This window comes from Lacinutrix sp. (assembly GCF_029238095.1).
In the GTDB taxonomy this organism is placed as follows: Bacteria; Bacteroidota; Bacteroidia; order Flavobacteriales; family Flavobacteriaceae; genus Lacinutrix.
In genome coordinates this window covers 52,021-67,787 of record NZ_JAQWGS010000010.1, presented here as the reverse complement: position 1 = coordinate 67,787, position 15,767 = coordinate 52,021, and the positions used below count along the sequence as shown (strand labels likewise).

Annotated in this window: 14 protein-coding genes; 8 read left to right on the top strand and 6 right to left on the bottom strand. The window is 31.7% G+C overall.

Annotation, left to right across the window (positions count from 1 at the left end):
- Positions 1 to 387: 387 nt before the first annotated feature.
- Together P8H50_RS03385 and P8H50_RS03380 are read left to right on the top strand one after the other, a co-directional pair.
- Entirely contained in the window at positions 388 to 1,074 is a 687-nt protein-coding gene (locus P8H50_RS03385) for a PHB depolymerase family esterase (RefSeq protein ID WP_300205604.1), read from the top strand.
- A 316-nt stretch (positions 1,075 to 1,390) separates the two neighbouring features.
- Entirely contained in the window at positions 1,391 to 1,768 is a 378-nt protein-coding gene (locus P8H50_RS03380) for a helix-turn-helix transcriptional regulator (RefSeq protein WP_300205602.1), read from the top strand.
- A gap of 164 nt (positions 1,769 to 1,932) precedes the next feature.
- Here P8H50_RS03380 and P8H50_RS03375 read toward each other — a convergent pair whose 3' ends face one another.
- A complete protein-coding gene (locus tag P8H50_RS03375) occupies positions 1,933 to 2,877 on the bottom strand; it encodes an NAD-dependent epimerase/dehydratase family protein (RefSeq protein ID WP_300205600.1) in 945 nt (314 codons plus the stop codon).
- Between the two features lie 167 nt (positions 2,878 to 3,044).
- On the opposite strand from P8H50_RS03375, the gene P8H50_RS03370 reads away from it, so the two are divergent.
- The 4 genes from P8H50_RS03370 to P8H50_RS03355 all read left to right on the top strand — a co-directional run bounded on the left by P8H50_RS03370 (position 3,045) and on the right by P8H50_RS03355 (position 9,827).
- On the top strand, positions 3,045 to 3,566 hold the full coding sequence (locus P8H50_RS03370; protein ID WP_300205598.1) for a hypothetical protein: 522 nt from the start codon (positions 3,045 to 3,047) through the stop codon (positions 3,564 to 3,566).
- On the top strand, positions 3,563 to 4,096 hold the full coding sequence (locus P8H50_RS03365) for a nuclear transport factor 2 family protein (protein WP_300205596.1): 534 nt from the start codon (positions 3,563 to 3,565) through the stop codon (positions 4,094 to 4,096). The genes P8H50_RS03370 and P8H50_RS03365 overlap by 4 nt, the downstream gene beginning before the upstream one ends.
- An 85-nt stretch (positions 4,097 to 4,181) precedes the next feature.
- Positions 4,182 to 7,607, top strand: a complete 3,426-nt coding sequence (locus P8H50_RS03360) for a T9SS type A sorting domain-containing protein (RefSeq protein WP_300205594.1) — start codon at positions 4,182 to 4,184, stop codon at positions 7,605 to 7,607.
- A gap of 126 nt (positions 7,608 to 7,733) precedes the next feature.
- Entirely contained in the window at positions 7,734 to 9,827 is a 2,094-nt protein-coding gene (locus P8H50_RS03355) for a M13 family metallopeptidase (protein WP_300205592.1), read from the top strand.
- Positions 9,828 to 9,912: 85 nt separating this feature from the next.
- On the opposite strand, the gene P8H50_RS03350 is transcribed toward P8H50_RS03355, so the two are convergent.
- Positions 9,913 to 12,213, bottom strand: a complete 2,301-nt coding sequence (locus P8H50_RS03350) for a M20/M25/M40 family metallo-hydrolase (RefSeq protein WP_300205591.1) — start codon at positions 12,211 to 12,213, stop codon at positions 9,913 to 9,915.
- Positions 12,214 to 12,335: 122 nt separating this feature from the next.
- Here P8H50_RS03350 and P8H50_RS03345 point away from each other — a divergent pair, with 122 nt between their 5' ends.
- Complete coding sequence (locus tag P8H50_RS03345) at positions 12,336 to 12,809, top strand: CBS domain-containing protein (protein WP_300205589.1); 474 nt, start codon at positions 12,336 to 12,338, stop codon at positions 12,807 to 12,809.
- A 1-nt stretch (position 12,810) separates the two neighbouring features.
- On the opposite strand, the gene P8H50_RS03340 is transcribed toward P8H50_RS03345, so the two are convergent.
- Genes P8H50_RS03340 through P8H50_RS03330 form a run of 3 tightly spaced genes read right to left on the bottom strand, consistent with a single transcriptional unit; the run spans position 12,811 to position 14,185 of the window.
- Positions 12,811 to 13,158 carry a hypothetical protein gene (locus tag P8H50_RS03340; protein ID WP_300205587.1) on the bottom strand — a complete coding sequence of 116 codons (348 nt, stop codon included), beginning with the start codon at positions 13,156 to 13,158 and terminating at the stop codon, positions 12,811 to 12,813.
- A complete protein-coding gene (locus tag P8H50_RS03335) occupies positions 13,155 to 13,691 on the bottom strand; it encodes a GNAT family N-acetyltransferase (protein ID WP_300205585.1) in 537 nt (178 codons plus the stop codon). The genes P8H50_RS03340 and P8H50_RS03335 overlap by 4 nt, the downstream gene beginning before the upstream one ends.
- Positions 13,691 to 14,185 carry a DUF6265 family protein gene (locus P8H50_RS03330; RefSeq protein ID WP_300205583.1) on the bottom strand — a complete coding sequence of 165 codons (495 nt, stop codon included), beginning with the start codon at positions 14,183 to 14,185 and terminating at the stop codon, positions 13,691 to 13,693. Before P8H50_RS03330 ends, P8H50_RS03335 begins: the two co-directional genes overlap by 1 nt.
- 164 nt (positions 14,186 to 14,349) lie before the next feature.
- On the opposite strand from P8H50_RS03330, the gene ssb reads away from it, so the two are divergent.
- The gene (ssb, locus tag P8H50_RS03325) at positions 14,350 to 14,685 is read left to right on the top strand and encodes a single-stranded DNA-binding protein (RefSeq protein ID WP_300205581.1); all 336 of its coding nucleotides are present in this window, start codon (positions 14,350 to 14,352) and stop codon (positions 14,683 to 14,685) included.
- Between the two features lie 53 nt (positions 14,686 to 14,738).
- On the opposite strand, the gene P8H50_RS03320 is transcribed toward ssb, so the two are convergent.
- Positions 14,739 to 15,704 (bottom strand): endonuclease, encoded by a 966-nt coding sequence (locus P8H50_RS03320; RefSeq protein ID WP_300205579.1) that lies wholly within the window; start codon positions 15,702 to 15,704, stop codon positions 14,739 to 14,741.
- Between the last annotated feature and the right edge of the window lie 63 nt (positions 15,705 to 15,767).

The window sequence follows — 15,767 nt, the reverse complement described above, 5'->3', positions numbered from 1 at the left end:
GATGATTTAGTTAATTACTATGTTCCTGATTAAATAGATTGTTAATTCAAAATCTCTTGGCGTGAAATAAATGTTCGATATTTCAATCGAGTTATCTACTAAAACAATAAAACGGTTATACTATTATAAAGTGTAACCGTTTTTTTATTTATGCACAATAATAAAAAAAAGTCGTCGTTATAAAAAAAACAGAACCTGATGAAAAAATCAATTTTACTATTTACTTTCTTACTAACGATTCTAAGTAGTTGTAAAAAAGATGATAATAAAAATCCAGAGGACTGTTACTCAAATAATAATGCACGGTCCATAGTTCACGATGGTATCAATAGATAATATGTTTTATATATACCTAATTCATATGATGGAACATCTTCTGTTCCACTAATGCTTAATTTTCATGGGTTTGGTGGTAGTGCAAGTGATTATATGCAAGAAGCAGATATGCGCTCATTGGCAGAAGCTGACACTTTTATTTTAATCTATCCTCAAGGTATTTGTTTAGACGGTTTATCCCATTGGAACGCTTGTCCATTAGGAGGAGACAATAAAAGTGATGCTGATGATTTTGGTTTTGTTGAATCCATTATAACTGAGATCTTATCTCAGTATAATGTAGATATGGAGAGAATTTATGCTGCAGGATACTCAAACGGTGGCATGATGGCATATGGGCTCGCAAATTATAAAAGCGACTTAATTGCTGCGGTAGCATCTGTTTCCGGAGTAATGTTAGATTGTACGGGACCTACAAATCATCCTATGCCGGTAGTACATCTTCACGGAACATCTGATGGAGTACTACCATATAATGGGAACAATGACTGGAACTCTGCACAAAGTACATTAGACCACTGGATTAATTTCAACAATACAGTTTTAACCCCTACTATAACAAGTGAAAATAATATTGAACGTTATGTGTATGACCAAGGAGATAGCTCAGTTTCTGTTGAGCATTATAAATTCATAGGAGGAGAACATGTTTGGTTTAGCGCCACTTACCAAGGTCAGAGCACATCTGAATTGGTTTGGAATTTTGTATCGAGATATGATATTAATGGATTGAGATAAAGAATAAAGGTCACACTAATGGATGTAAATTCTTGTCTTTTGATATGGTCCTTGTTATTAAAATTGTTTCTAAAAAATCTCTTGGTGTAATACTTAAGTTGAACTTTTCATAATAAGAGTCATTATATGATGAGTATCAATTAAGTTTTTTGGAGTTATACTAATGTTCGATATTTCAATAGAGTTATCTACTATAACAATAAAACGGTTATACTTTTATAAGTTGTAGCCGTTTTTTTATGAATAAAAGTCAAATGTCGTGTCAATGACGTGTCTCATCTCTGCTGAAAATTCAAAAAAATTTTAATTTTGCACTATGGATTTAGGAGATAAAATAAAATCTGCCAGAACACAGAAAGGGATCACCCAAAAAGAATTGGCAGAAATAACAGGACTCACAGAACGTACGATTCAAAGAATCGAAAATCATGAAGTAGAACCTTCTGTTTACTCCTTAAACAAGATCTCAGAAATCTTATCATTTGATTTTCAAACCGAAAAAATGCGCATTATGAAACGACGTAATCAAATTATTTATACCGTCATGATTGTTTGGACAATTGCCTTAGCCTTCAACCTCTTTTTCACCGAATTCAGTTTTGATAATCGTTGGTGGGAAATCGTAATATGGTTCATGACTTTAGTATTTGTTGTTACAGGTCAGATTTATATTCCTTACCGCAGAAGAAAGTAACCTAAAGTCATTATAGACTTACATGTGCTGCAACTTTTAATAATAGGGGGAGCAAGTTATAAACCACTTACAGAAATGTAAGTGGTTTTTTTGTGCACAAAATTTGAACGTAAATTTTTAGTCAAACTAATCAAAAAGCATATTGGAGTAGAAGGTTCTATATTCTACTTAGCTTTTAGTTCTGTCAACATTTCTTTGGTAATAGCATCTAAATCAAAACTGTGTTTCCAGTTCCATTGTTCGCGTGCTTCATTATCATTTATACTTTTTGGCCATGAATCTGCAATGTTTTGTCTAAAATCTGGTTTGTAAGTTATTTTAAACTCTGGAATGTGTTTTTGAATAGATTCAGTAATTTCTTTTGGAGTAAAACTAATACCAGATAAATTATATGAAGACCTAATTTTAATGGTATCTGCTTTTGCAGCCATTATATCTATTGTTGCTTTTATAGCATCATCCATAAAAAGCATTGGTAATGCAGTGTTTTCAGATAAAAAACACTCATATTTATTATGTTTTAAAGCTTCATGATAAATTTCAACAGCATAATCTGTAGTACCACCACCAGGTAATGTTTTCCAGCTAATAATACCAGGATACCTTATACTTCTAACATCTACATCATATTTTTGGTGATAATATTCACACCAACGTTCTCCAACTTGTTTTGTAATACCATAAACAGTTGTTGGTTCCATTGCTGTGTATTGTGGTGTGTTTTCTTTTGGAGTAGAAGGTCCAAATACAGCAATACTACTTGGCCAAAAAACATGATCAATAACTTTTCCTTTTGCTAGATTAAGGACATGAAATAAAGAATTCATATTTAAATCCCACGCTTCCATTGGATATTTTTCTCCTGTTGCACTTAGCAAGGCAGCCATTAAATAAACTGTCTTTATATTATTATTTTTACAACAATCCTTTATGGCATTAAAATTTTTAGCATCAAGAATTACAAAAGGACCTGAATTTACTAGATCTAGTTTTCTGGTGTTAATATCACTAGCAATTACATTATCAATGCCATGGATTTCTCTCAGTTTATAAGTCAGTTCAGAGCCTATTTGTCCACAAGCGCCAATAATTAAAATTTTTGATGTCATAATATTGCTAAATAAAAGTGACTCAAAAATAATAAGATTTTAGTCAACAATAAGAAAATTAATAATTATTAATATGTTATTTTGTTATCGAATTGTTTTTTATGATTTTACTAGGAACATAAAAGGCTGAATACAATATATTTGTATTAACAAAGTTTAATATTTTAATGAAAAATAGCATAATAATATTGCTTCTAGTTATGCTTTCAGCATGTAAACAGGAAGTAAAAACCGACACAGACGTTACTTTAATTGAAAACGATACTACAAAAGTTACCAAAGAAGACATTTCTAAAATCAACTATATCGAGTATGGTATAGACAAAAAAGCTAAAGTAACATTAGACTCTTGGGAAGCTTACAATACAATATCTAGAGCTATAAATGGAGTAAAACAGGCAGATTTTACTTTTTTTATGGCAGACGAGGAGGTGTTTAACACAACACTTAATGATATTGAAACTACTACACCAGCAAATATAAATAGTGAACCAATTAAAGCTAGAGTTCTAATTCTTAGAACCAAGTTACTAAAATTTAGAGCTATTTTAAGTTTGAACACTTCTACAAAAAAAGATAAACTAATTGCTATTAAAGAACTTTTTCAGTCGTTTTCTTATGTTACACTTCAGGTTAATAAAAAATTCGAAAAAGAAGCACAGAATATAATAAAACCACAAGAGTTATGAGATTAATAGTAGTATTATTTTTAAGTATTTGTTTTGTATCATGTAAAACAGAAGTCAAGATAGATAGTCAATCTCAAGACATTACAAACGAAACTATTACAAAAAACATTAATAACACTTTAGATAGTTGGCATAAGGCTGCAGCCGAAGCAAACTTCAATAACTATTTTAGTTTAATGACTAACGATGGTGTTTTTATTGGAACAGACGCTACAGAAAATTGGCAAAATGAAGCTTTTAAAGCATTTTCTAAGCCCTATTTTGATAAAGGAAAAGCATGGAGTTTTACTGCAGTAAATAGAAATATTTACATCTATGATAATCAAAAAATAGCTTGGTTTGATGAGTTGCTAGACACACAAATGAAGCTTTGTCGTGGTTCGGGAATATTAAAGTTAGAAAACAATAAATGGAAAGTGGCACATTATGTACTATCTATTACTATACCAAATGATAATGTTTCAGAAGTTGTAAAAATGAAAGCAGTTTTTGATAGTACTTACACTAAAAAGCTCTTATTCAAGAATTAAGTGTTTGTTTATAACGACCAAAGGTGTTAAAGTTGTAAATAAAACAATTCAATTGCTTACTTTTACTTTTCTAAAAAAAATAGCAATGAAAAATTTACTTGTTTTAACCGCATTCTTCTTTTTTTCTTTTTCCTATGCACAATACAATAATAATGCGCCATGGATGGAAAATATAGATGTAGAGGCAAGAGCAAAAACAAACAATCCTGTAAAGTTTAATGAAGTAGTTACCGCTTTTAATACCTATTGGGAAACTAGAGACCCAAATGTAAAAGGAAGTGGATATAAACCATTTAAACGTTGGGAAAACTATTGGCAAAAATTTGTAAATGCCGATGGTTTATTACCAACGTCTCAAGAACTTTGGGAAACTTATTTAAGCACTAAAAACAGTGCAAATTCTAAAAACTTCTTGACAGACGAGAGTGACTGGATGCCTATTGGTCCATTTACCCACACAAACACTGGCTCATGGTCTTCTGGTCATGGACGTGTTAATGTAATAGTGAAAGACGAAGCTACAGCTGGAACTTATTATGCTGGAGCACCAGCTGGAGGTTTTTGGAAATCTACCAATGATGGTGCAACTTGGGAAACATACACAGATAATTTACCTCAAATAGGTGTGTCTGGAATAGCTGTAGATTATGGTAATCCAGGAACAATTTATATAGCAACTGGAGATGATGATGGAGGAGATTCGGCAAGTATTGGTGTAATGAAGTCTACAAATGGTGGTCTAAATTGGAATACTACTGGATTAAATGCAGGAAATACTCCAAGCAGCATGAACGATATTTATGTAAGCCCAACCAACTCTAATATAATTTGGGTTGCAACAAACAATGGTGTTTATAAATCTACCAATGCTGGAATAAGTTGGAATAATAACAATAATACTCAAGGCCAAAATATCAGAGATATTAAAATTAATCCGCAAGACGAGAATATAATTTATGCTGTGTCTTCTAATCGTTTTTTTAAATCAACAAATGCAGGAGGCACCTTTAGTATTAATAATACAACTGCTGCAGGATTACCATTAGCAAATATTTCTAGATTAGTAATAGATGTTACACCAGCAAACCCAAACTTAGTTTACGTTTTAGCTGCCGATAATGCAAACGGCTTTAAAGGGATTTATAAATCTAGCGATTTAGGAAACACATTCTCAACAGTTGCGACACCAGGTTCAGTTGGTGATATTTTCGAATCTACCCAAAGTTGGTTCGATATGGCATTTGGAGTTTCAGACACCAATGAAAACGAAATTTATACAGGTGTATTAAACGTATGGAAAGGTATTGTACAAAATAATGGCCAAGCAACATTTACTAAAATTAATAGTTGGAGCGCTCCATTTAGCTCAACTTATACTCATGCAGATATTCATTTTATTAGATTTTTTGATGGAGAATTGTTAGTAGGAACAGATGGAGGTTTTTACAAATCTGATAATGCTGCAGTAAGTTTTACAGATTTAACTTCTGGAATGCAGATAGGACAATTTTATCGTATTGCAGTTTCTAAACAATCATCAAATAAAATGGTTGGAGGCTTACAAGACAATGGAGGTCATGCTTTTAATAACAATACTTGGCAAAATTATTATGGAGCAGATGGAATGGATACTGCAATAGATCCTGCAAATTCAAACCTATACTATGGGTTTATACAAAGTGGTGGTACCTTATATATTTCAAATACCTCAGGAGCTGGAATAAGTAGTACTGTAGGAAGTCCAGAGAATGGAAATTGGGTTACACCTTTATTTATGAATAGTGATAGCGAGTTATACGCAGGATACAATTCAGTGTATAAGTTAGAAAACGGAGCTTGGGTTCAAGTATCACAAAATTTTGGAACACGAGTAGATGTAATAGAAATAGATGACCTAAATCCAGATAACATGTATATTGGAATAAATGGTTCTTTAAGAAAGAGTACTGATAGAGGTTTTACTTTTTCTTCTGTAGAGTCTTTTCCTGGCGTAAATATTACTTCTATAGAAGTTAATACAGCAGATAGTAACATAGTTTATGTAACAACCTCAGGAACAAATGGTCAAGTTTTTAAATCTATAGATGGTGGATTAAACTTTAATAGCATTTCTTCAGGTTTACCAAACGTTACTAAGAATAGTATTAAACATCAAAATCTTCATTCTAAAAATCCATTATTTTTAGGGACAAGTCTAGGTGTATACCGTTATGATGATGATACTTTAACGTGGGAATTATTTAATACAGGTTTACCAAATGTAGACGTTACAGATATTGAAATTAATGTTTTCGATAATAAAATTACTGCTGCCACCTACGGAAGAGGTATATGGCAATCTCTTATTCCAACAGAATTAGCACCAACAGATGTTAAACTAGTTACATTATCTGGAATTGGTACAACTATAGAGTGTAATGCTAACATAACACCACAAGTAGAGATAAATAACAACGGAATTAGCACCATTACATCAGTAGATATTACATATACTGTAGATGGAGTTGATACTATTTTTAATTGGTTTGGTAATTTAGCTTCGGAAGCTTCAACAACAGTTACATTACCACAAATAGCTTTGTCAAAAGGTATACATACTTTTAAAGCCTCAGTTAATACAGCTAATGATGCTTACATAATAAATAATAACTCTGAAGAAAAAACAATTCTTGCAAATGCTTCTGCAGCAGTTCAAGTGATAAATTCATTCGAAACTGTGGACGAAGAACTACTCGTTGTAGATGATGGTGCAACAACACAATACTGGGAAAGAGGTATACCAACAGGAAATGTTTTATTCGATTCAGTAAACCCTACAAATCAAGTATATGGCACCAATTTAGCTGGTCAATACACAGATAATACTAAAAGTTATTTAGTAAGTGAATGCTACGATTTAACTGCGCTTTCTAGTCCTGTTATTCAGTTTGATATGGCATTTCAATTAGAAACAGATTGGGATATTGTTTATATGGAATATTCAATAGATCAAGGTTTAAATTGGGCTGTTTTAGGAACTGCATCAGATTCAAACTGGTACAACAGTAATACTTTGCCAGGTAACGATTGTTTTAACTGTCCTGGTGCACAATGGACTGGACAAAGTACAACTTTATCTAATTATAGCTATGATTTATCAGCATTTACAAATGAAACTAACATGATGTTTAGATTTGTTTTTCATTCAGATCAATCTGTAACAAGAGAAGGTGTAATTGTAGATAATTTAGTGGTTACCCAAAACCCATTAAGTGTAGATGAGTTTAATACAAATGGTTTTGCAGTATATCCTAACCCATCAAATGGTCTTTTTAATATAAAAACAAAAACACCAGAAGCTTTTAGTTTTGATGTATACGACTTAACCGGTAAATTAGTATTACAACAAAAAAATGTTAAAGCAAATCATAATCAATATCAATTAGATATTAGTGGCTATGCCTCTGGAGTGTATTTCTTAAATATTTACAATCAAAAGCAAAAAATCACCAAAAAATTAATGCTTAAATAAACATAATTACAAAAAAACAAAAAACACATTCAAATTTTGGATGTGTTTTTTTTGTTAAATGAAATGAAAACATCAAATTATCTATGTAAATTACAGACTAATAACTAATTAAACACTAAATATTAAATGAAAACTAATTTTAAATCATTGTCATTGCTAGGTGCTTTTGCATTTGCAAGCATTTTGGCATGTAAAGAAGAACAAAAAAAAGATATAGTTCAGTTAGAAGAAACTTCAGGTATTAATTTGGATTTCATGGATCCTTCTGTAAAACCAAACGACGATTTTTTTAAGTTCGTAAATGGTAAATGGTTAGAAACTAACGACATTCCAGACGATCGTACTTCTTGGGGAAGTTTTGCAGAGCTTAGAAAGAAAACAGACGAAGATGCTTTAGCAATATTAAAAGCAGCAATGAACACAAATAAAGACCTTGAAACAATAGAAGTGCTTCCTGGTTCAGATCAAGAAAAGGCTGTACACTACTACCAAACAATAATGGATACAGTAGGTAGAAATGAACAAGGGTTAAAACCGTTTGAGCCTTATTTAGCAAAAATTAACGCTATTAAAAATAGTGAAGACTTACAAGCCTATATGATAGAAATGGAGCCATTAGGTGGAGGTGGACTTTACGGTTTTGGTGTTGGCGCAGACCCTAAAGACAGTAATAGAAATGTTGCCTATGTTGGTGGTGGAAGTACAGGATTACCAGACCGAGATTACTATGTTAAAGACGACGAAGATTCTAAAGAAAAAAGAGCAAAATATCTTGAGCATGTAGCAAGAATGTTACAGTATTTAGGTGATACTGAAGCAGAAGCGAAAACACAAGCAGATAAAATATTAGCATTCGAAACTAGAATAGCAGAAGCTAAAATGGATAAAGTAGACAGACGTGATGCACGTAAACGCTACAATCCAAGATCTATAGAAGACTTACAAGAAATGGTGCCAGCTGTAAATTGGAGAAATTTCTTTGATGGTATAGGAGCAAAAAAACTAGATACTGTAATAGTTGGTGATTTAGGCTATTTTAATCGTTTACAAGAAATTTTAGCAGAAGAAAATGTAGAAGATTGGAGAGCTTACCTAAGATGGGACGCTTTTAATAGTGCAGCAGGACGTTTATCTACAGAATTAGACAACGCAAACTGGGAGTTTTATGGTAAAACTCTAAACGGAGCAAAAAAGCAACGTGCTCTAGATGAACGTGCTTTAGGAAGCTTAAATGGTACACTTGGTGAAGCATTAGGAAAACTATATGTAGACAGAAAATTTCCACCAGAAGCTAAAGCAAAAGCAGAAAAAATGATTCAGAATGTAATTTTAGCATTCGAAAATAGAATCAATAATCTAGATTGGATGAGTCCAGAAACTAAGCAAAAAGCTATTGAAAAATTAAAGGCGACTCAAATAAAAATTGCATATCCAGACCAATGGAAAGACTACGCTACTTTAGACATAAAGAGTACTCAAAATGGAGGCTCTTACCTGCAAAATGCTTTAAATGCTAGAGCATGGAATTTTAAAAAAGATATCGACAAATTAGGTAAACCTGTAGATAAGAGCGAATGGTATATGGCACCACAAGTTGTAAATGCTTATTTTAATCCAGCCTATAACGAAATTGTGTTTCCAGCTGCCATTTTACAACCACCTTTTTACAACTACACAGCAGATGATGCAGTAAACTATGGTGGCATTGGAGCAGTTATTGGACATGAGATTTCTCATAGTTTCGATGATTCTGGTTCACGTTATGATAAAGACGGAAACCTTAACGATTGGTGGACTAAAGATGATTTAACCAAATTTGAAGGCTTAGGCGCAGACCTTGCTGCACAATATGATGCCATTGAAGTATTACCAGATGTAAACATTAATGGTAAATTTACTTTGGGAGAAAATATTGGTGATTTAGGAGGAGTTTTAGCAGCTTATGATGCTTTGCAACTTAGTTTTAACGACAATGGAAGACCAGAAGATATCGATGGTTTTACAGCAGAACAACGTTTCTTTATGAGTTGGGCAACGGTTTGGAGAACGAAAATGCGTGATGATGCCTTAAAAACAAGAATTAAAACAGATCCACATTCTCCAGGAATGAACAGAGCAGTACAACCGCTTTTAAACGTTGATGCTTTTTACGAGGCATTTAATATTAAAGAAGGAGATAAAATGTATATTTCACCAGAAGATCGTGTGAGAATTTGGTAGTATTTACATAGCTTAATTATAAAAAGCCTCGTATAAAACGAGGCTTTTTTTATTTTTCACAAACTAGATTTAGTAAAACTAGTGTTTATTCAATAACAATTGTTTTCTTAACTACAATTGCATCATTTAAAACAAAAGGTTTTGGTATCATATTTTTACTACGTTCTGGTACTGTAAATTGAGTATTGGTTAATAAATCGAAAGACGATTCATACAATTCTAATATTGTATTTTTTTGATTAGCAGGAATAGTAATTTCCATTACTAAAGGTTCTTTATCTACTAAAAAGGCACTAAATAGTCTGTTGTTTTTTCTTTCTGTAAAAACATGAGTGCTATCTTTCAGTTTTTTAACTAAAACACCATTAATATTAAAAGCATTGAAACGACTTTTTGCGTTACAAAACATGTCTAAACGTTGAACATCACGTTGAGGTGTAATAGTAATTTTAAAATGCCTGTTGTGTTCAATAACGGTATCGTTTGTAATTTCAATTATAGGAAGTGCAAGCGCTTTTAAAGGTGCTTTTTTACTGTAAGTTAACGTTGTGCCATATTTACTACTAAAGATAGTACTAGTGTTTGTAATGCGCTCTGGTGTCTTGCTTAAAAAATTTTTTGTCCAGGAATCTAAAACATAATCGTAAGTAGCCCAATTAGCTTCATTAGTATCTGTATTTAAATTGTAAACTAAACTATTAGGTTTAGGTGAGTTTTCTGTAAAACTTGAATTAAAATGCGCTTTAAAAAATAGAATTATTCCGAAGCATAAAAACACATAACTCCATCTTTTTTTATGTTTAAAAAACCCGAAAACAGGCAAAAGAAACCCAAAAATTAAAACTACAAATACAGCACTTACAAAAACTATTTTTAAGCCCAAACCTACTGGAAACATTTTAACAAAAGGAGGCATTATAAAAAGCACAGGTATTGTTAGTAATGCCAATAAAATAAGATTTGGTTTTTGCTGCCTTATTAAAAGAAATAAAGCAAGTAATGCAAAGTAAACAGGGATAATAAAAAAACTAGCACCTTCAAGCTTTATAGCAACACCAACGCATATTATTAACCATATAGTTAGTGGTGCGACAAGTATATTTGCAACATTGTGTTTTAAATCTATCTTACTATAAAGGTAGAAGCAAATGGATATTGTTAAACACACAAAAAACCAAATATAAGTATGTCCATTATATGTAAAGCCATGAAGAATTTCGTTGTATTCTGGATAGAGTAGTAGTATGCTTTTCCAACCTAAAAATGTTAGAAATCCACCAAACAGTAAAGCCAATATAAAGGTTATAAAACCATGAGCAATTGCTTTTGTTTTAAAAACGGTTTGCTTGTAGCCATACATTAAAAGAACAATAAAAATAACTATAGCAACAGACAGTAAAGTCAAAATCCATGAAAAAGGATAGATAACCGTTTTTACAAATGGCGCATTAAAATAAATGTAATCTTCATTAGCTTTAATATTATTTAGATTTATATTGCTAAAGTGCTGTAACAAAGGCATGAGGTAACTACCTTGATGCTCTAAAGTGTTTCTATCTAATCTTTCAAAATTATCTTTTACGGTATGGTAATCGAAATGGTCGTCTATAAATGCAAAATTAAAACCATCAATATTACCGTCGCGTCTAAAAACAGTTAAATCGGTATCGTTAGGTAGCATTTTATAGATACTATAGGCTAGAGAATTAGCTACAGGAAATTGTGGATTTGCAGCAACAAATTCCTTCATTAAATTAGCGTTTCCATCATTAGTTTCTATAAGCATATAACTTGGTCCACCACTACCACGTGCTTCAAAATTTAAAACTAAACCAACATCTTTTGCCCATTCATGTTGTTTAACAAAGATGTCTGCTCCATTTAATCCTAATTCTTCAGCATCAGTAATTAGAATAATAATATCGTTTTTTGGTTGAATGTTTTTTACTAAAAAGGCTCTTAAACCTTCTAAAATAGTCACGACTCCAGATCCAGCATCACTAGCTCCAATTGCAGAGTGAGGATTGCTATCGTAATGCGTTAGTAACATTAAGGCTTTACCTTTATCGCTTCCCTTTATACGCGCTAGTATGTTTTTAGATTTTGTCAGGTTATTCCAAGTTGTTATGGAGTAACCTTCTTGAATTTCAGTTTCTAAACCTAATTTTTTTAATTCTGAAACAATATAATGTCTAACATTTTTGTGCTCTTCTGTGCCAACAAAATGTGGTTTTTTTGAAATTTCTTTTAAATGAATAAGGGCACGTTCTGTAGAAAACTCAGTTTTTTCTGTAGTTAAATCTGAAATTTTTGTGGGTAATAAAGCTTGAAAGCTTATATAAATTGAAACTATAATAATTAATAAAGCAATGCCTTTTTTTAACATCTGTATTGAGTTTAACTAGTTGATATAAAAGTAGTAAATTATTAAGAATGTTAACACTTTAGGTTAAATGCCTTAAAATGAGTAACTTTAGTTTGTGTCTAACATTAAAAAATAATTATATTATGGGAATTAAAAGCTTTCAAGGTGCACGTAAAGTGACTCAACAAAATAAGAATAATAATCAAGAAAATTTTAAAGTTAGCGATTTTATGACGCGAGACTTAATAACTTTTAAATCTACTCAATCTGTTGAAGAGGTTGTTAATATTTTAATTAAACATAGAATTTCTGGAGGACCTGTAGTTAACGAAAATAATGAATTAATTGGCATTATTTCTGAAGGCGATTGTATTAAACAAATTAGCGACAGTAGGTATTACAATATGCCTACAGAAAATAATGCTATCGAAAAATATATGGCTAGAAACGTTGAAACTATAGATGGTAATCTTAATGTTTTTGATGCTGCCAAACAGTTTCTAGATTCAAAAAGACGTCGTTTTCCAATTGTTGAAGACGGAAAATTAGTTGGACAAATAAGCCAGAAAGATATTTTAAAGGCTGCTATGCAGTTGAAACAACAAAATTGGAAGTGATTTATTTTCGTTTTACTAATGCATAAAAATCACCATCTAAAGGCAAGTAACCTTGGTCGTATACAAAATAGTACACATTGCCTGCTTTAGTAGTATAGGTGCTTGTAAAGTAATTAAAATCGAAACCTTTGGCTTCTAATTTTGTTTTAGTGGTTTTTGTTTTCTGATCTGGATTTAGACTTTCTAGAATACGCCAATTTTTGCGTAAACGGTTATTTATATTTCTAATAAGGTTTTTACCATCTTTATTTACCTTGTTATTGTGGGCATTTCTACAGCCATCACTACAGAATTTTTTATCTATTCTACCTACAATTTTATCTCCACATTCTGGACAAGTCTTATTCATAAATTTGGGTTTTTAATAGTATACCAACGTAAGTTCATTTGTTCTTGTTCAAAAAAGAAATCGGTTTTGTATTGTAATCCTATTTTTAAAAGTGCGTTATGTGATGCTTGATTGCTTATCTCTGTAGTAGCATACAACTCTGGAAGTTTCATAGTGTTAAATGCATAGTCTACAGACGCTTTACCAGATTCTGTTGCATAGCCTTTTCCCCAAAAACGCTCTATTAATCTATAGCCAACATCGTAATATTTGGTAAAACCGTTCATGTTGTATTCGGTATTAAGTCTTAAACCAGACCAACCAATAAAATCTCCTGATGCTTTTTCAATAACGGCAAACCGTCCAATACCACGTTCTGTATATTGTTGTAAAACACTATCTAAGATTTTTTGAGCTTCGGTTTTAGTTTTTATTGGTTTATTACCTAAATATTTGTGAACGTTTGGGTTGGAATCTAATTTAAACATACCCTCTAAATCTGATTTTCTAAGTTCGCGAAGTCGTAATCTTTCGGTTTCTATATTAAACGCCATTATTGTTTTTTGTAATTAAATTTTACCTCTTCTGTTTCGCCATTTTCTTTAATAACAACATAAATATTAATTTCGGTATCGCTTATTTTTTCGAAAGTAAATTCATCAAAATACACACGATTTCCTTCAATTTTAACCAATTTAGCATCTACAGTTTCGTCTTTTTCTTCCCAACCTTTAAAGTCGTTTCCAAAGTGTTTTAGTTGAAATATTAAGGTTTCATCTACCTGTCTAATACCTCCAAGTTCGTAAAACACAACTTTGCCATCGCTTACTAATTTAAAACTAAACATCATAGAATCACCAAGAGGTGGACTCCATATTTCTTCAGTAATGCCACCAAAAGCTTCACCTTTCCAGTGACCTTGAATCCAAGATACTTGATTTAAATTAGCTTTTGGAGCTATTCCGTTTTCTGGAAATTTAACTGTGTTTTCTTGTGCTATACAACAACTAAAAAACACGAGAGCTATTATAAGTAGAGCGTTTTTCATTTTTTAAATATTTTTTGAAAGATACAAATTATTCGTTTACAAACGACTACAAGTGTTTACAATCGACATTAAATGCGTAAATACCGACTAAAATTTGGATGCTGTTTTATGTTTGCAGTGTTGAATGGAACTAATGAAATTCAATATAATAAAAACCTTATCTTATGAATACGTTAAGAAACAAAGTACAGTTAATTGGAAATTTAGGAAACGATCCAGAAATTATTAATCTTGAATCTGGAAACACGGTTGCAAAGTTTTCTATTGCAACAAACGAAAGTTATAAAAATGCAAGTGGAGAAAAAGTAACAGACACACAATGGCACAGAATTGTAGCTTTTGGAAAAACAGCACAAATAATAGAGAAATATGTTACTAAAGGCAAAGAAATAGCAATAGAAGGAAAATTAACCACAAGAGCTTGGGACGATAAAGATGGTATAAAACGTTACACAACAGAGGTGGTTTGTAACGAGTTATTAATGTTGGGTGCTAAGTAAACACTACTAGTATTGTTAAATTAAATCAGGCTCACAATCGTGAGCCTATTTTTTTATCGCTTAGAAACAACCATATACACAGGGAAGTGATCACTATAACCACCATTATAGCGTTTACCAACATAAGTTCTGTATGGACTTCCTTTATATTTACCTTCGTATTCTTTTAAATACGCTTCATCAAAAATATTTGCTTTAACAAAACGCAGCGTATTTTTTTTACGCTCGAAAAAATTATGAGTCATTAAAAACTGGTCGAATAAATTCCAGTTTTGGTTATGGCTCGTTGTGCCTCTATCATGAGACAATAATGTACGCATTGGGTTATATAAACCATGACTAAGTTCTAAAGCTTTAAGGCTATTGCTATTTGGGTCATCATTAAAATCTCCCATAATAACAATTTTTGCTTCCGGATTTTTATCTTTTAAAAAGCTAATTATTTCAGTTACTTTTTTTGAGGCCTTCATACGTTTTTGTTCGGTCTCTATATCACCAGTGCGTCTTGATGGCCAATGGTTTACTATGACATGGAGCTCTAGACCTTCAAACAACCCACTCACTAAAAGGATGTCTCTTGTATAATCTATACTTCCATCATCATCAAGTAAATCTACAGTAAACGTTTTAGAAAAAGCAACTTTAAATACAGTTTCATCGTATAACAACGCCACATCAATACCACGCTCATCTGGAGAGTTATAATGCACAAAGCTGTAGTTGTGTTCTTCTAAATGCTTGGAGTTAATTAAATCTTTTAAAACAGCATCGTTTTCTACCTCTGCTATGCCTACAATTGCAGGATGCCTTTTCACTTCTTTTAAGCCAATGTTAGAAATAACATAACCAATTTTGCGTAGCTTATTATTATAACGTTTTATAGACCATCTTTTTTCAGAAGATGGTAACATGTCGTAATCTCGAGTTATTTCGTCATCATAAACATCAAAGAGGTTTTCAATATTATAAAAGGCTATGGTATGCCGTTTTTCTCTTGGTTTAAAGAAGTTTAGTCTCAAATTTTTAGTTTTAATGTTGCTAAAAATAGCAAATATTATCTGCTTGCAATTGATTAACTTTGT